Source organism: Streptomyces sp. NBC_01268, assembly GCF_036240795.1.
GTDB lineage: Bacteria > Actinomycetota > Actinomycetes > Streptomycetales > Streptomycetaceae > Streptomyces.
Genome location: NZ_CP108454.1, coordinates 153,892 through 168,661, shown reverse-complemented (window position 1 = coordinate 168,661; position 14,770 = coordinate 153,892). Strand labels below are relative to the sequence as shown.

The window sequence follows — 14,770 nt, the reverse complement described above, 5'->3', positions numbered from 1 at the left end:
GACGCTCGTACGGGTAGCGTTCGGCGCGAAGGTGCAGGCGGTCGCCCGCCGCGACGGAAGGACCCGATTCTGAACCCCCAGCTCGCGGAGGCCCTGTCCGCGGCCCTGCTTGTCCTCGTGCTGGCCTGTGCGGTGATCCGCCCCTTCGGATGGCCGGAGGCGGTCGTGGCCGTCCCGGCGGCGGTCCTGGTGATCGTCACCGGGGCCGTCTCCCTCGACGACGCCCTGGCCGAGGCGGAACGGCTCGGGCCGGTGATCGGCTTCCTGGCGGCCGTACTGGTGCTGGCTCAGCTCTGCGACGACGAGGGGCTGTTCCAGGCCTGCGGGGCGTGGATGGCGCGTACGGCGGCGGGCCGGCCGCGTCGGCTGCTCGCCCAGGTGTTCCTGGCGGCCTCGGTGATCACCGCCGTGCTCAGCCTGGACGCCACGGTCGTGCTCCTGACCCCCGTGGTCTTCGCCACCGCGGCCCGTATCGGCGCCCGTCCGAAGCCCCATGTGTACGCCTGCACGCACCTGTCGAACACGGCCTCCCTGCTGCTGCCCGTCTCCAACCTCACCAACCTCCTGGCCTTCGCCGCCAGCGGGCTCAGCTTCACCCGGTTCGCCGCCCTGATGGCCTTGCCCTGGGCAGCCGCGATCGCTGTCGAGTACCTGGTCTTCCGGCGCTTCTTCGCCACCGACCTGGACGCGGGAGCGCAGGCCCCCACGGCCGTCGAACCGCCGCCGCTGCCGCTGTTCGCCATGGTGACGGTGGGGTGCACGCTCGCAGGGTTCGTGCTGACCTCGGTGGTCGGCGTCGATCCGGCGTGGGCCGCCCTGGCAGGGGCGCTCGCCCTCGCCGTACGGGCCCTCGTCCGCCGCCGCACCAGTCCCCGTGCGCTGGTCCGCGCCGCCTCCGTGCCGTTCCTCGCCTTCGTCCTGGCCCTCGGGATCGTGGTCCTGGCCGTGGTGGACAACGGTCTCGACGACGCCCTGGGGCACCTGATCCCCGACGGCACCGGCCTGCCGGAGCTCCTCGCCCTGGCCGGACTGGCGGCCGTCCTCGCGAACGTCATCAACAACCTGCCCGCGGTCCTGGTACTCCTGCCGCTGACCGCGCCGTCGGGGCCCGGCGCCGTCCTCGCCGTCCTGCTCGGGGTGAACATCGGCCCCAACCTCACCTACGCCGGCTCGCTGGCCACCTTGCTGTGGCGGCGTATCGTCCACGCCCACGACGGCGAGGTGGAACTGAAGGAGTTCACCCGGCTCGGCGTGTACGCGGTACCCGCGAGCCTGGTCGCCGCCGTACTGGCACTGTGGCTCTCGCTGACCGTCATCGGAGGAGGCTGAACCCATGGCCGTGGTCGTCTGGATCGTCGAAGGCACGTGGCGCGCCTGCGTGGACGCCGCCCGCGCGCACACCCCGGCGGACGCCGACGTCGTCCTCCTGCACGTCACCCCCGCCGACGTCCCGGGCGCCGCGCACGGCGCCTTCGCCGGACTCCTCGGCCGCGGCCACCCTGCGGAGGATCGCCCTGCCGAAGGCTGGGGGAGGGACCCCGGCACGCGCCTGGAACACCTCGCCGCCACCTCCGCGCGGCAGTTGCTCCAGGACGCCGCCGACCGCCTGGACCGCCCCTGCGTCCGTACGGAACGCACCGGCCGCGTCGAGCGCGAGGTCGTCGCCGCGGCCGAAGGGAGTGACCTGCTGATCCTGGCCCGGGACGGCGACCGCACCCACCTCGGACCGCACAGCCTCGGCCCCGCCGCACGCTTCGTCGTCGACCACGCCCCTTGTCCGGTGCTGCTCGTGTGGCCCGAGCCGCCGCCGGGGCTCCCCACCATGCCGTCCCCTCCTCCGCGTCACACCGGCGGTGCTCATTGAGCTCCGCAGGGTGTCAGGTGCGGGTCCAGCGCTGGTTGCCTCCGTTCCAGCAGGAGTAGAGCTGGATCAGAGTGCCGTTGGCGGTGCCGCCGGCGGCGGCGTCGAGGCAGAGGCCGGACTGGACGCCGACGACGGTGCCGTCGGAGTTCAGGCGCCACTTCTGGTTGTCACCGCCCCAGCAGCTGTAGATCTGGACCTTGGCGCCGTTGCCGGTGCCGGCGGCGTCCAGGCACTTGTCGCCGTAGACCCTGAGCTCGCCCGCGGCGGTGTAGGTCCACTGCTGGTTGGTGCGGTCGTTGCAGTCCCACAGGTCGAGCTGGGTGCCGTCGGTGGTGCCGCCGCCGGGAACGTCCAGGCAGCGGCCCGAAGCGACGCCCTTGATCGGCCCGGAACCGGGCGAGGGGGTCGGAGGGGTGGGGGAGGCGGCGTTGAGTGCGTTGAGGACGGAGGTGTACGCGGGCTTCTTGCTGCCGTCGCCGTTGAACAGCAGCGGCGTCTGCTCCGCTCGCCAGGAGTCGGTGTCGCGCACGCCCCAGACGGTGACACCGAGGCAGCGCGGGACGGCCAGACAGTCGTTGGTGACGTTGGCGTAGGTCGTGGCCGAGGCGCCCTGGATGTCGAGTTCGGTGACGGCCACATCGACGCCGAGGGCGGCGAAGCTCTGCAGGGTGGTGCGGAAGTTGCTGGTGTACGGGCTGTCGCTGTTGAAGTGCGACTGGAAGCCGACGCAGTCGATCGGTACGCCACGCTGCTTGAAGTCCCGCACCATGGCGTACACGGCCTGGGTCTTGGCCCAGGTCCAGTTCTCGACGTTGTAGTCGTTGTAGCAGAGCTTGGCGGCCGGGTCGGCTGCGCGCGCGGTACGGAAGGCGACCTCGATCCAGTCGTTGCCCGTGCGCTGCAGGTTGGAGTCGCGCCGGGCTCCCGAGCTGCCGTCGGCGAAGGCCTCGTTCACCACGTCCCACTGGGTGATCTTGCCCTTGTAGTGGGCCATCACGCCGTTGATGTGGTTGGTCATCGCCTGGCGCAGCGCGCTGCCGCTGAGGCTCTGCATCCAGCTCGGCTGCTGGGAGTGCCACGCCAGGGTGTGGCCGCGGACCTGCTTGCCGTTCTGCGCCGCCCAGTTGTAGACGCGGTCGCCGGCGGTGAAGTCGAACCGGCCCTGCTGGGGTTCGGTGGCGTCGATCTTCATCTCGTTCTCGGGCGTCACCGAGTCGAACTCGCGGCCCGCGATCGTCGTGTACGCCGAGTCGTTGAGCCGGCCCGAGGCGATGGCGGTTCCGAAGTAGCGGCCACTCTGGGCGGCCGCGGCGCCGAGCGTGCTCTCGGCGGCGTGTGCGGTCACCGGCGCCACCAGCACGGCGGCCGGAACGAGGACGCCGCCGATCAGGGCCGTACGGAGGCCGCCGGTCTTCCGGCGGAGGGCGGTCGGGGGAATGGTGTCCAAGCGCATGGCTGGGCCTCCCGGGCTGAAATCGTGGAAGATCACGGAAGAATTGGCGCGCGGCGGAAGGAAACCGCAGCGGCGGCGTGTCGCGTCCACAGGCAAAGGGCGATTGCCGCCAGGGCCTCGGAACTCAGTGTGGAAATGCGGCAGGAACATGTCAACGGTTTCGAAGGGGTTTCGATAATCCCCGTCGAAAGCATTTCGTGGCTCAGGTGAAATCGCGCGGCATTCGAATAGGGGAAGAGCTCGGGCGGGCGGGAATTCGGCTCAGCCCGTGGCGGCCGGGTACGTGATGTCGAACCACGTGAAGTGGGCCTGATGGGTGGAGGGGCGGCCGTTGGAGGTGGCGTACAGGCCGAGCTGGACGCTGGTGAACAGCGGCGCGAGGAAGGTGGCTTCGACGGTGGCGAGGTCCTTCCAGGCGCCGTCGGGTGCCGCGTGAGCGAAGGTGTGGCTGAAGCCGCGGATGCGGACCCCCAGGCGAACGGGACCCGGGGGAAGGGGAGCGCCGGCCAGGACCTCGGTCCCGCGGCGGAGGCTGAGCCCTTCCGCGGTGCGAAGGAGGAGGAGGTGGGCGTCGTCATCGACGACTACGGCGAGGCCTGCCTCTTCGTCCGGTGAGGAGGGCGCGAAGTGCAGTTCGGTGGAGACGTCGCAGTCGGGCTGTTCCTGGGGACGGGCCAGGAGGGATGCGGTGGTGTGATCGCCGAGGCGTTCGGGGGACAGCCGGAGACGGAGCCCGTCGCCGGTCGTCCAGAACCGCTCGCGTGGGGTGCGCAGGGTGCCCCAGTCGGCGGACAGGGTGGCGAAGTCGTCGTGGAGGGGGCGGCGAAGGCCGGTGTGGACCACGGGGGAGAAGACCGGCCAGCCGGCGTCCCAGGTGATCCGGCTGAGGAACGTCTCGCGGCCGAGGGCGGAGCCCGGGCGCACGCCCAGCAGGACGGCCCGCCAGTCGCCGTGCGGGGTTTGGACGAGGTCGGCGTGTCCGATGCAGGTGACCGGGCCCTCGGCAGGTGGTAGCACCGGGTTGCCGGGGGCGCCCTCGTAGGGGCCGGTCACGCGGTCCGCGCGGGCGGCCACCACGCTGTGGTCCACATCGGTGCCGCCCTCGGCGGTGAGGAGAAGATAGCGGCCGCCGACCTTGTAGAGGTGTGGGGCTTCCGACCAGCGGGCGCCTTCGTGGCTTCCCTGCCACAGGACGTACTCGGGTCCCGTGAGCCGACGCTCACGGGGGAGGTATGCGCGCATCCATATCTCTGTGCGACCGGCGGCCTGGTCCACCACGCGGGCAGCGGTGAACCAGGCGCGGCCGTCGCCGTCGCCGTCGCCGTCGACGCCGTCGTCCGGCCCGTCATCGAAGAAGAGCGACGGGTCGAAGCCCTCGCCCTCCAACCAGTGAGGGTCCGACCACGGCCCCGCCGGGTCGGTCGCCGTGACGACGAAATGGCCGGGGCCGTCCATCAGCGTGCATACGAGATGGAAGACCCCGTCGTGGTGCCGGATCGTCGGTGCGAACAGGCCCCGTGAGGGTTCGCACCCGTCGAGGTCGAGCTGGGACGCCCGGTCGAGCGCGGAGCCCATGCGGCGCCAGTTCACCAGATCGCGGCTGTGGAACACGGGAAGGCCCGGGAACCATTCGAAGCTGGACGTCACCAGGTAGTAGTCCGCTCCCACTCGGCAGACGGACGGGTCGGGCCGGAACCCGGGCAGCACGGGATCACCGAACGGCGTCGTCATGGAACCTCCACGATCTCGACCGGCACGGACAGCACACGCTCGGCCGCCGGGTGACGCACGGGGCCGTGCAGAGTGAAGGAGCCCTGGAGCGGAAGGTCGCCGCTGGACCGTCCGACGGCCACGCCGATCTCCCCGGGCTCCACTCTTCTCCGCAGGTCGATCCCGGTGAAGGAGGTCCGGTCGGCATGGACGGAGAAGGTGATCCTGGCGGCCGCGCCCGGTCGCAGCTCGACCCTTCCGAAGCCGGCGAGCCACCGGTGCGGCCGGACGACGGACGCCTCGGGGTCCGACAGGTACAGCTGGACCACCTCGGTCCCGGGCACCTCGCCGACGTTGCGCACGGTGACCGCCACGGAGACGGCTCCGTCCGTCGCGGCGACGGGATCCACCGAGAGCCCCGAGTAGGTGAAGCTGGTCCAACTCAGCCCGTGTCCGAAGGGGAACAGCGGGGTCGGGTCCACCGAGCTCCAGTCGGTGTGCCCGCCCAGCCTGGAGTGCAGGTAGGTGCCGGGCTGGCCGCCGGCCTGCCGAGGGATGGAGACGGGCAGCCGCCCGGACGGTTCGGCGGCCCCGCTGATGATCCTGGCGAGCGCCGTCCCTCCCTCCTCGCCGGGGAAGAACGCCTGCACCACGGCCGCCGCGCGTTCGGCCAGTGAGCCGAGCGCGTACGGGCGTCCGGAGACGAGGACCAGGACGGTCGGCACTCCGGAGTCCAGAACTGCGGAGGCGAGTGCGGCCTGGTCGCCGGGCAGGTCGAGGGTCTCGGCGTCGCAGCCCTCTCCGGAGGTGCCCCGGCCGAACATGCCGGCCCGGTCTCCGAGCATCAGCACGTGCACGTCGGGATCGTCCGTGGTGACAGTGAACCCGGCAGCGGTGAGCGCCTCGCCGAGCGTCGGGATCTCAAGCCCGAGGTCACCGGGCAGCGCGACGTGGTTGGGGAAGGAGTAGCAGCCGAGGAAGGACTGCGGGTCGTCGGCGTACGGGCCGCTGATCGCGACCCGGCACGGCCGCAGCGGCAGGATGCCGTCGTTCGAGAGGAGCACGGTGGACCGTTCGGCCAGGAGCCTGGCCAAGGCGCGGTTCTCCGGCGGGTCGAGATCGACCGGCTCGGGCTTGACGGGTTCCCAGGCGGGGTCGAGGAGGCCGAGTTCGGCCTTCTGCAGCAGGACCCGCTCCGCGGCCCGGTCGACGAGCTCCTCGCGTACGGTTCCCGCCCGCACGAGTTCGGTCAGCGGCTTGCCGTAGCAGCGGGCCGTGGGCAGCTCGACGTCGATCCCGGCGGTCAGCGCCAGCGCGCCGGCCGCGCCCCGCGATCCGGTGACGCCGTGACGGGTCTCCAGGAAGGAGACGGCGTAGTAGTCGGCGACGACCACGCCGCTGAAACCGAGTTCGCCCCTGAGGAGTTCGGTCAGCAGTCTTCTGTCGGCGGCGACCGGGACGCCGTCCACGTCGGTGTAGCTGTTCATCACCGATCGGGCTCCCCCCTCGCGCAAGGCCCGTACGAAGGGCTCGACCAGCACGTCGGCGAACTCGCGCGGCCCCGAGGCGACGGGGGCCATGTTGCGGCCGCCGCGCGAGGCCGAGTACCCGGCGAAGTGTTTGAGCGTCGCGACGATCCCGGCGCCTTCCAAGCCCTGCACGTACGCTGTGCCGATCGCTCCGACGAGGTAGGGATCCTCGCCGATGCACTCCTCGGTCCTGCCCCACCGGTAGTCGCGGACCACGTCGAGGACCGGAGCCAGCCCCTGGTGGACGCCGACCCGCCGCATCGCCGTGCCGATGGCGGCGGCCATCCGGCGCACGAGCCCGGGGTCGAAGGACGCACCCCAGGCGAGCGGCCCGGGGAAGACCGTCGCGCCGAACGTCATGAACCCGGTCAGGCACTCCTCGTGAGCGACCGCGGGGATCCCGAAGCGGCCGGATGCGGTCACCTGCCGCTGGAGCGAACCGAGCCGCGCCATCCCGGCTTCCGCGCTGATCGGGGCGGTGCCGTACACCCGCGTGAGCTGGCCGAGCCCGTGGGCGACGATGTCGTCGAGGCCGGGCGCGGGCTCGCCGGAATCGTCCTCCATCGGCGCGACGGGTGCGCCCGGATCCGAGGGCAACGCCCAGAAGCCCGCGAGTTGTCCCGCCTTCTCCTCCAGCGTCATGCGTCCGAGCAGATCGGTGACGCGCTCGGACGCGGGTAGGTGGGGGTCACGCCAGGGCTCGGTCAAGGGGTTCTCCTAGAGGCGAGGCGGGGCTGTGGAGAGCCGGACCTTGAGTTCGGTCGAGAGCTCCATCCGGGGGCTGACCAGGGGTTGGTCTTCCAGAAGCTGGAACAGTGCGCGGGCGGCGAGGCGGCCCATCTCCTCCAGCGGCTGACGTACCGTCGTCAGGGGAGGTGACAGCCATTCGCCCATCGGCAGGTCGTCGAAGCCGACCACGCTGAGGTCATTCGGGATGCTCAGTCCGCGCTGCCGGGCGGCTTCGTAGACGCCCATCGCCTGCTGATCGCTACCGGCGAAGACGGCCGTCGGCGGCTCGGGGAGGGCGAGCAGTTCCTGCGCGCACCGGAAGCCGCTCTCGTGCTGGAAATCGCCGAACCGGATCAGATCGCGGTCGACCTCGATCCCGGCCCGCTCCAGGGCTGCCCGGTACCCGTCGATGCGGGCCTGGCTGCAGAGCATCTCCTTGCGCCCGCCGATCGTGGCGATCCGGCGGTGCCCCAGCTCCAACAGGTGCTCGGTGGCGGCGAGGCCGCCCGCCCAGTTGGTCGCTCCGATGCTCGGCACGCCCTGGTCCGGCAGGTCGATCGGGTCGATGACGACCAGCGCCACCCCGGCCTGTTCGACCTGGGCGCGCTGGGCCTGGGTGACCGAGGCGGTGACGAGGATGACGCCGTCACTGTGGTGCAGGACCGGCAGTGCGGCCCAGCTCGACGGCGTGGCTTCGCCCGGAGGGACGAGCGACACGACGGTGCCGACGCTCCGCTGGGCGCACTCGGCCTCGACGCCACGCAGTATCTCCACCGCCCACGCGCTGTCCAGACCGCCGATGATCAGGTCGACCAGGCCCGACCTGCGGGCCCTGCGTTCCCGGCCGGGTTGGAGGTAGCGATGGGATCGCAGCAGGGTCTCGATCCGTTCGCGCGTCGCGGGTGCGACGTCGGGGCGACCGTTGACCACCTTGGACACGGTGGCCAGGGAGACCCCTGCCGCCTCGGCGATGACGGCCAGGGTCGGACGCGGCTCGCTCAACTCATCTCCTCTGCGCGGACGTCTTCGTCCGGCGACAAGTACCGCAAACTTTTCGCAAGAGTTTCCGGCCGTGTGACCTGCTTGTCAACCCCGTAACTGGCAGACCTCTGGGGGAAGTTCGGTGGCAGGTCTTGACCGAGGAGCCCTGCCTTCCTAGTTTGTGGCAGCGCGGAATTCGAGAAAGTTACGAAAGGTTTTCGAGCTCGCAATGGCATCCCTCACCCCGGAGGTCTCATGGCCGGCGTTCCCCCGAGCCGACGAAAGTTCCTGGCCTTCTCGGCCCTGACCGCTCTGTCCGTCCCGCTGGCCGCGGCCTGCGGCGGTGGCGGCTCCGGCGGCGAGCCGGCGGCCGACGGCAAGGTGTCCTTCGAGTGGTGGAACATCGCCACGACGGAACCGGGCAAGTCCCTCTTCCCGCAGATAGCCTCGGCGTTCACGGCCGCTCACCCGGACATCGGGATCCGCACGACCTCGTTGGAGAACGAGGCGTTCAAGTCCAAGCTGACCGCCACCAGCTCGTCAGGCAAGCTCCCCGACGTCTTCCAGACCTGGGGCGGGGGCGTGCTGCAGCAGCAGGTCGACGCGGGCCTTGTCGAGGACCTCACCGACGCGTTCGGCTGGTCGTCCGACCTCACTCCGGTGTCGCTGCAGGCCTATCAGATCGAGGGGCGTACCTACGGGGTGCCCTACGACATCGGCATGGTCGGATTCTGGTACAACAAGAAGCTCTTCGCCAGGGCCGGGATCACCGCGCCGCCGGCCACCTGGGGCGAGTTCCTCGACGTGGTCAGGAGGCTCAAGACGGCGGGCGTCACTCCGATCGCCCTCGCGGGCAAGGAGAAGTGGCCGGGCCACTACTACTGGGCCTACCTCGCGATGCGCGTCGCGGGCCTCCCCGCACTGCAACAGGCCGCGACCGGCAAGAACTTCGACGGCGCCGGCTTCGTCCAGGCCGGTACCCATCTCAAGGAGCTGGTCGACCTCCGGCCGTTCCAGGCGGGCTTCCTCGGCGCCGGCTACGCCACGCCGGGCGGCCAGGCCGCGACCATGGGCAACGGCAAGGCCGCCATGGAGCTGATGGGGCAGTGGGGACCGTCGGTGCAGAAGGACGCGGGCGCCGACCTCGGAGCGGACCTGGGCTTCTTTCCCTTCCCGACGGTCGACGGCGGTGTCGGCCGGGCCACCGAGGTGTTCGGCGGCGGTGGTGGCTTCGCGGTGCGCAAGGGCGCTCCGAAGGAAGCGCTGGACTTCCTGAAGTTCTTCGTTCTGGAGAACGAGTCCAAGCTGCTGGCCTCCAACGGCTACCTGCCGGTGGTCAAGGGTGCGGAGCGACAGCTCACCGACGCCAACAAGAAGGTGGTCGCCGACCACCTGGTCAAGGCGACGGGTTTCCAGCTCTTCCTCGACCAGGCCTATCCGCCTGCGGTCGGCCAGGAGGTCAACGACAGCGTCGCCGACCTCATCGCGGGCAAGAAGACGCCCGAGCAGGTCACCCGGTCGATCACCGAGGCTGCGAAGAGTGCCTAGCTCCGTGGCCACCCCGACGAAGGGCCCGGTCAAGGGCCCGGCCGAGGAGCGGACGGAGAACGCCGTACCGGTCCGCCCGCCCGCCACGGCCCGGTCGCTCCCGCGCGGGCTGCGAAGCTGGGTGTCGGTCGCCTGGTTCCTCCTCCCGGCTCTGGTCCTCTTCCTGGTCTTCGTCCTCGCCCCGATCGTCGTCGCCGTTCGCACCAGCTTCTTCAAGTGGGGCGGGATCGGCCCCCTGGACGACTTCATCGGCCTCGAGAACTACACGAAGCTGTTCGCCGATCAGGTCTTCCTCGGCGACATGGGGCGCGGGCTGTACCTGATCGTCCTCTCGGTCGCGGTGCAGTTGCCCTTCGCGCTGTTCACCGCCGTACTCCTCAACCAGAAGCTGCGCGGCCGGGCGGTCTACCGGATGCTGTTCTTCGCGCCGTACGTCCTGTCCGAGGTGGTCACGGCGGTCCTCTTCACGATGGTCTTCCTCCCCGGGGACGGCGTGGCCGACCACCTTGTCGGCGCTCTCGGCCTGGAGGGGCTGCGGGGCAGGTGGCTCGCCGATCCCTCGACGGTCATGCCGACCCTGTTCCTGGTCATGACCTGGAAGTACTTCGGCTTCCACATGATGCTCTTCCTCGCCGGGCTGCAGGGCATCCCGCGCGAGATCCTCGATGCCGCCTCCATCGACGGCGCCGGAGCCTGGCAGCGATTCCGGTACGTGACGCTGCCGCTGCTCGGCCCGACGATCCGGATCAGCGCCTTCCTCTCGGTCATCGGGGCCATCCAGCTCTTCGACCTCGTCTGGGTCATGACCACCGGCGGCCCCAACCACTCCTCCGAGACGATGGCCCTCTCGATGTTCCAGTTCGGGTTCAAGCGCTACCAGGTCGGCTACGCCAGCGCGATCAGCGTGGTGCTGTTCATGATCAGCCTGGTCTTCTCCCTCTTCTACCAGCGTTACGTACTCCGCCGTGACCTGAGCGGGGCCGTCACGACGGGAGGCGGCCGATGAACGCGCGCAGGGCAGTACGCGGCCTGTCGACACACACCGTGGTCTGGCTGATCGCCGCCTTCGTCGCCGGACCGCTGGTCTACGCGGTGATCTCCGGGTTCAAGAGCACCGGCGAGCTGACGAGCAATCCGTTCGGGTTGCCGGCGCACTGGAAGACCGGCAACTACACCGGCATCCTCGGCGACGGGATGTTCTGGCGGCAGATCGCCAACAGCGCGGGCATCGCGATCGGCACGACCTTCTGCACGGTCGCGGCCTCCGCCATGGCGGCGTACGTGCTCGCCCGCTACGCCTTCCGGGGCAGGGAGCTCTTCTCCACGCTGTTGACGATCGGGCTGATGTTCCCGTTCGCGGTGGCCGTCCTGCCGTTGTTCCTGCTGCTGCGCACGCTCGACCTGCTCGACAACCCGCTCGGAGTGATCCTCCCGCAGGCCGCCTTCGGGCTCCCCATGACGATCATCATTCTGCGCGGCTTCTTCCGGACCATCCCGGCCGAGGTCGAGGAGGCGGCCATCATGGACGGCTGCGGCAAGCTCCGCTTCTTCTGGAAGATCCTGCTGCCGATGGCGCGGCCGGCGCTCGGCACGGTCTCGGTGCTTGCGATCGTCGCGAGCTGGAACAACTTCCTTCTGCCGCTCTTGGTGTTCAACGACCCGCAATGGCAGACGATCCCCGTCGGTGTCCAGCAGTTCCAGGGTCAGTACTCGACCGACTACGCGCTCGTCCTCGCCTACATCGTGCTCGCCATGGTCCCCGCCCTCGCCTTCTACGCCGTCGCCGAGCGTCAGCTGATCGGCGGCCTCACCGCGGGCGCCACCAAGGGCTGACGCGCCCCCGCGCCCCCTCCATCCCGAGGAATCCTCGTGAATGGTCCGAGCGCACGGATGTTCGCCAGATTGTGAGCGCTAACATTTCTGCGCCGCGGCCGCCCCCGGTTCGTCGAGTCCACCCACCTCCGTCCCCCGAAGGAGCTGTTCTGATGCGTTTTCGCCATCCACCCCTGATCCTGGGTCTCGTGCTCGCGGTCCTGTCGTCCTTGTTACTCGGGGCCGCTCTCCTCAATGCCCCGCCCGCCGCCGCGGCGAGCGTCGAACCCAACGCCTGGTACGTGCTGGTCAACCGCAACAGCGGTAAGGCCCTGGACGTCTACAACCTGGCGACCGGGGACGGCGCGCGCCTCACCCAGTGGACCAGGAACGACCAGAACCAGCAGCAGTGGCAGTTCGTCGACGCCGGCGGCGGCTACTACCGCATCAAGTCCCGCCACTCCGGCAAGGTGCTGGACGTCCAGGGCGGATCGACCGCCAACGGCGCTCCGATCGTCCAGTGGACCGACCTGAACGCCGCGAACCAGCAGTGGCGGCTCGCCGACAGCTCGGGCGGCTACGTGCGGTTGATCGCGCGCCAGAGCGACAAGGCCCTCGAAGTGCAGGGCGGTTCCACCGCCGACGGCGCGAACATCGTCCAGTACGAGGACTGGGGCGGCGCCAACCAGCAGTGGCAACTCGTCCAGGTGGGCGCCGGCAACCCAGGCGTGTGCGATCTTCCGTCGACCTATCGCTGGACCTCGACGGGCGCGCTGGCACAGCCCAAGCCGGGGTGGGCCTCGCTCAAGGACTTCACCGTCGTCCCGCACAACGGCAAGCAGCTCGTCTACGCGACGACGCACGACACCGGGACGAATTGGGGCTCGATGAGCTTCAGCCCGTTCACGAACTGGTCGGAGATGGCCTCGGCCGGCCAGAACGCCATGTCGAGTTCCACCGTGGCGCCCACGCTCTTCTACTTCGCGCCGAAGAACATCTGGGTGCTCGCCTACCAGTGGGGTGGGACCTCCTTCTCCTACCGGACGTCGAACGACCCCACCGACCCGAAGGGGTGGTCGTCCCCGAAGGAGCTCTTCTCCGGAACCATCGCCGACTCCGGAACAGGCCCCATCGACCAGACGCTCATCGCTGACGGGACCACCATGTACCTGTTCTTCGCCGGTGACAACGGCAGGATCTACCGGGCCGGTATGCCGATCGGGAACTTTCCGGGCAGCTTCGGCACGACCTCGACCGTGGTCATGAGTGACACGACGAACAACCTGTTCGAAGCCCCGCAGGTCTACAAGCTCCAGGGCCAGGACCGCTACCTCATGCTCGTCGAGGCGATCGGTTCGCGGGGCCGGTACTTCCGCTCGTTCACGGCCACCAGCCTCAACGGCTCATGGACACCCCAGGCCGCGACGGAGAGCACCCCCTTCGCCGGCAAGGCCAACAGCGGCGCCACCTGGACCGACGACATCAGCCACGGCGAACTGATCCGCACCGGCGCCGATCAGACCATGACCGTCGATCCCTGCCGTCTGCAATTGCTCTACCAGGGACGCAGCCCCAGCTCCGACGGCGTCGACTACGGCCTCCTGCCCTACCGGCCGGGCCTGCTGACGCTGCAGCGGTGACGACCCGACACCGGCGTGGCGGCTCGCTCGCCGACGGCCGATCCGCCACGCCACGATCTCGAACATGTGACGAAGCACGGAACCCTCTCTGTCAAGGAGCCACGACGACATGACCATCAACAGACGTACGGTGATGGCGGCGGGCGCCGCCGGAGTGGCGGCAGCGGCCGTGGGGACGGCCCCGGCGTTCGCCTCGGACGGCGCGGAGCCGCGGGGTGAAAGGCCGATGAAAGAGCCCTTCGGGACCCTGCCCGACGGCACACGCGTCCACCGTTGGACCGTGGCCGCGGGAGGCACCCGGCTGCGCGTGCTGTCGTACGGCGGGATCGTCCAGGCCCTCGAAACACCTGATCGGCGTGGGCGGTACGCGAACGTGTCGCTGGGCTTCGACCACCTCGAGGACTACGTGGCGGGCAGCCCGTATTTCGGCGCGATCATCGGCCGCTACGGCAACCGCATCGCGCGCGGCGCCTTCACGCTCGACGGCAGGACGTACCGCCTCCCCCTCAACGACGACCCGAACAGCCTGCACGGCGGGGACAAGGGTTTCGACAAGCGGGTGTGGGACGTCGAGCCGTACGCGCGAGGGCGGGACACCGGCCTCACCCTGCGCTATGTCAGCGCTGACGGCGAGATGGGGTACCCCGGCACCCTGCGCGTCCGGGTCGACTACGTCCTCACGCCCCGCGGTGACTTCCGTATCGACTACGAGGCCGTCACGGACCGGCCCACCATCGTGAACCTCACCAACCACACGTACTTCAACCTCGCGGGCGAAGGCGGCGGCAGCATCCTCGACCACACGCTGAGGATCGCCGCGTCCCGCTACACCCCCGTCGACTCCACCCTCATCCCGACCGGTGAACTCGCCGCGGTCGCGCACACCCCCTTCGACTTCCGCCACGGCAAGCCCATCGGCCGGGACATCCGCGAGGCGCACCCACAAGTCGTCTTCGGCCGCGGATACGACCACAACTTCGTGCTCGACAAGGGGCTCACCGATGCTCCGCAGCATGCCGTGACCATCACTGAACCCGTCCACGGCCGCGTGATGGAGATCGCGACCACCGAGCCGGGCGTGCAGTTGTACAGCGGGAACTTCCTCGACGCCACGCTCGCGGGTTCCTCCGGCAAGGTCTACCGCCAGGGTGACGGCTTCTGCCTGGAGACCCAGCACTTCCCCGACTCGCCCCACCAGCCGTCCTTCCCGTCGACCGTGCTCCGTCCCGGACGGACCTACCGCTCGACGACGGTCCACTCCTTCGCCACCCTCTGACACGGGAGGGTCAAGAGACCAGGCTGACCCCAGCACTTCCCCGCACGGGTCGTCGGACCGGCCCGTGCGGACGGGCCGGCTCCTCGCCGGCCCGGGCCACCCGGTCGGGTGACGGTCGGGGATCAGCCCAGGTCGGGCGGGCGTGGGACCGCAAGGCGGTGGGCGACGACTTCCGTGCGCGTACGGCGGCCCGTGAGGATCTCCGCCTGCCCCCACGCCCGACTGGAT

The 14,770-nt window shown here is 70.0% G+C and carries 11 protein-coding genes; 7 read left to right on the top strand and 4 right to left on the bottom strand.

Going from position 1 to position 14,770, the window contains the following annotated elements; genetic code table 11:
• The first annotated feature begins 69 nt into the window (after positions 1-69).
• Together OG309_RS00715 and OG309_RS00710 are read left to right on the top strand one after the other, a co-directional pair.
• Positions 70-1,329: an SLC13 family permease gene (locus OG309_RS00715; RefSeq protein WP_329428067.1), complete on the top strand. Its 1,260-nt coding sequence runs from the start codon at positions 70-72 to the stop codon at positions 1,327-1,329.
• A 4-nt stretch (positions 1,330-1,333) separates the two neighbouring features.
• The gene (locus OG309_RS00710; protein WP_329417303.1) at positions 1,334-1,864 is read left to right on the top strand and encodes a universal stress protein; all 531 of its coding nucleotides are present in this window, start codon (positions 1,334-1,336) and stop codon (positions 1,862-1,864) included.
• A 13-nt stretch (positions 1,865-1,877) separates the two neighbouring features.
• Here the strand turns inward: OG309_RS00710 and OG309_RS00705 are convergent, their stop codons facing one another.
• The 4 genes from OG309_RS00705 to OG309_RS00690 all read right to left on the bottom strand — a co-directional run bounded on the left by OG309_RS00705 (position 1,878) and on the right by OG309_RS00690 (position 8,287).
• Positions 1,878-3,311: an endo-1,4-beta-xylanase gene (locus OG309_RS00705; RefSeq protein WP_443067527.1), complete on the bottom strand. Its 1,434-nt coding sequence runs from the start codon at positions 3,309-3,311 to the stop codon at positions 1,878-1,880.
• Positions 3,312-3,578: 267 nt separating this feature from the next.
• Positions 3,579-5,048, bottom strand: coding sequence for a glycoside hydrolase family 43 protein (locus tag OG309_RS00700; RefSeq protein ID WP_329417299.1), 1,470 nt, complete (start codon positions 5,046-5,048; stop codon positions 3,579-3,581).
• Positions 5,045-7,264 carry a glycoside hydrolase family 3 N-terminal domain-containing protein gene (locus tag OG309_RS00695; RefSeq protein WP_329417298.1) on the bottom strand — a complete coding sequence of 740 codons (2,220 nt, stop codon included), beginning with the start codon at positions 7,262-7,264 and terminating at the stop codon, positions 5,045-5,047. Before OG309_RS00695 ends, OG309_RS00700 begins: the two co-directional genes overlap by 4 nt.
• Before the next feature lie 9 nt (positions 7,265-7,273).
• On the bottom strand, positions 7,274-8,287 hold the full coding sequence (locus OG309_RS00690; protein WP_329417296.1) for a LacI family DNA-binding transcriptional regulator: 1,014 nt from the start codon (positions 8,285-8,287) through the stop codon (positions 7,274-7,276).
• Between the two features lie 234 nt (positions 8,288-8,521).
• Here OG309_RS00690 and OG309_RS00685 point away from each other — a divergent pair, with 234 nt between their 5' ends.
• The 5 genes from OG309_RS00685 to OG309_RS00665 all read left to right on the top strand — a co-directional run bounded on the left by OG309_RS00685 (position 8,522) and on the right by OG309_RS00665 (position 14,542).
• On the top strand, positions 8,522-9,814 hold the full coding sequence (locus OG309_RS00685) for an extracellular solute-binding protein (RefSeq protein WP_329417294.1): 1,293 nt from the start codon (positions 8,522-8,524) through the stop codon (positions 9,812-9,814).
• 109 nt (positions 9,815-9,923) lie between these two features.
• The gene (locus OG309_RS00680; RefSeq protein WP_329428065.1) at positions 9,924-10,820 is read left to right on the top strand and encodes a carbohydrate ABC transporter permease; all 897 of its coding nucleotides are present in this window, start codon (positions 9,924-9,926) and stop codon (positions 10,818-10,820) included.
• Positions 10,817-11,647, top strand: coding sequence for a carbohydrate ABC transporter permease (locus tag OG309_RS00675; protein WP_329417292.1), 831 nt, complete (start codon positions 10,817-10,819; stop codon positions 11,645-11,647). Before OG309_RS00680 ends, OG309_RS00675 begins: the two co-directional genes overlap by 4 nt.
• A gap of 152 nt (positions 11,648-11,799) precedes the next feature.
• Positions 11,800-13,266 (top strand): non-reducing end alpha-L-arabinofuranosidase family hydrolase, encoded by a 1,467-nt coding sequence (locus OG309_RS00670; RefSeq protein ID WP_329417290.1) that lies wholly within the window; start codon positions 11,800-11,802, stop codon positions 13,264-13,266.
• A gap of 109 nt (positions 13,267-13,375) precedes the next feature.
• Positions 13,376-14,542, top strand: coding sequence for an aldose epimerase family protein (locus tag OG309_RS00665; protein ID WP_329417287.1), 1,167 nt, complete (start codon positions 13,376-13,378; stop codon positions 14,540-14,542).
• The last annotated feature ends 228 nt before the right edge of the window (positions 14,543-14,770 follow it).

Bases quoted from the DNA above. Each gene is read 5' to 3' on its own strand.
- OG309_RS00710 (WP_329417303.1), top strand. From the start codon at position 1,334: ATGGCCGTGGTCGTCTGGATCGTCGAAGGCACGTGGCGCGCCTGCGTG.
- OG309_RS00700 (WP_329417299.1), bottom strand. From the start codon at position 5,048: ATGACGACGCCGTTCGGTGATCCCGTGCTGCCCGGGTTCCGGCCCGAC.
- OG309_RS00685 (WP_329417294.1), top strand. From the start codon at position 8,522: ATGGCCGGCGTTCCCCCGAGCCGACGAAAGTTCCTGGCCTTCTCGGCC.
- OG309_RS00675 (WP_329417292.1), top strand. From the start codon at position 10,817: ATGAACGCGCGCAGGGCAGTACGCGGCCTGTCGACACACACCGTGGTC.
- OG309_RS00670 (WP_329417290.1), top strand. From the start codon at position 11,800: ATGCGTTTTCGCCATCCACCCCTGATCCTGGGTCTCGTGCTCGCGGTC.
- OG309_RS00665 (WP_329417287.1), top strand. From the start codon at position 13,376: ATGACCATCAACAGACGTACGGTGATGGCGGCGGGCGCCGCCGGAGTG.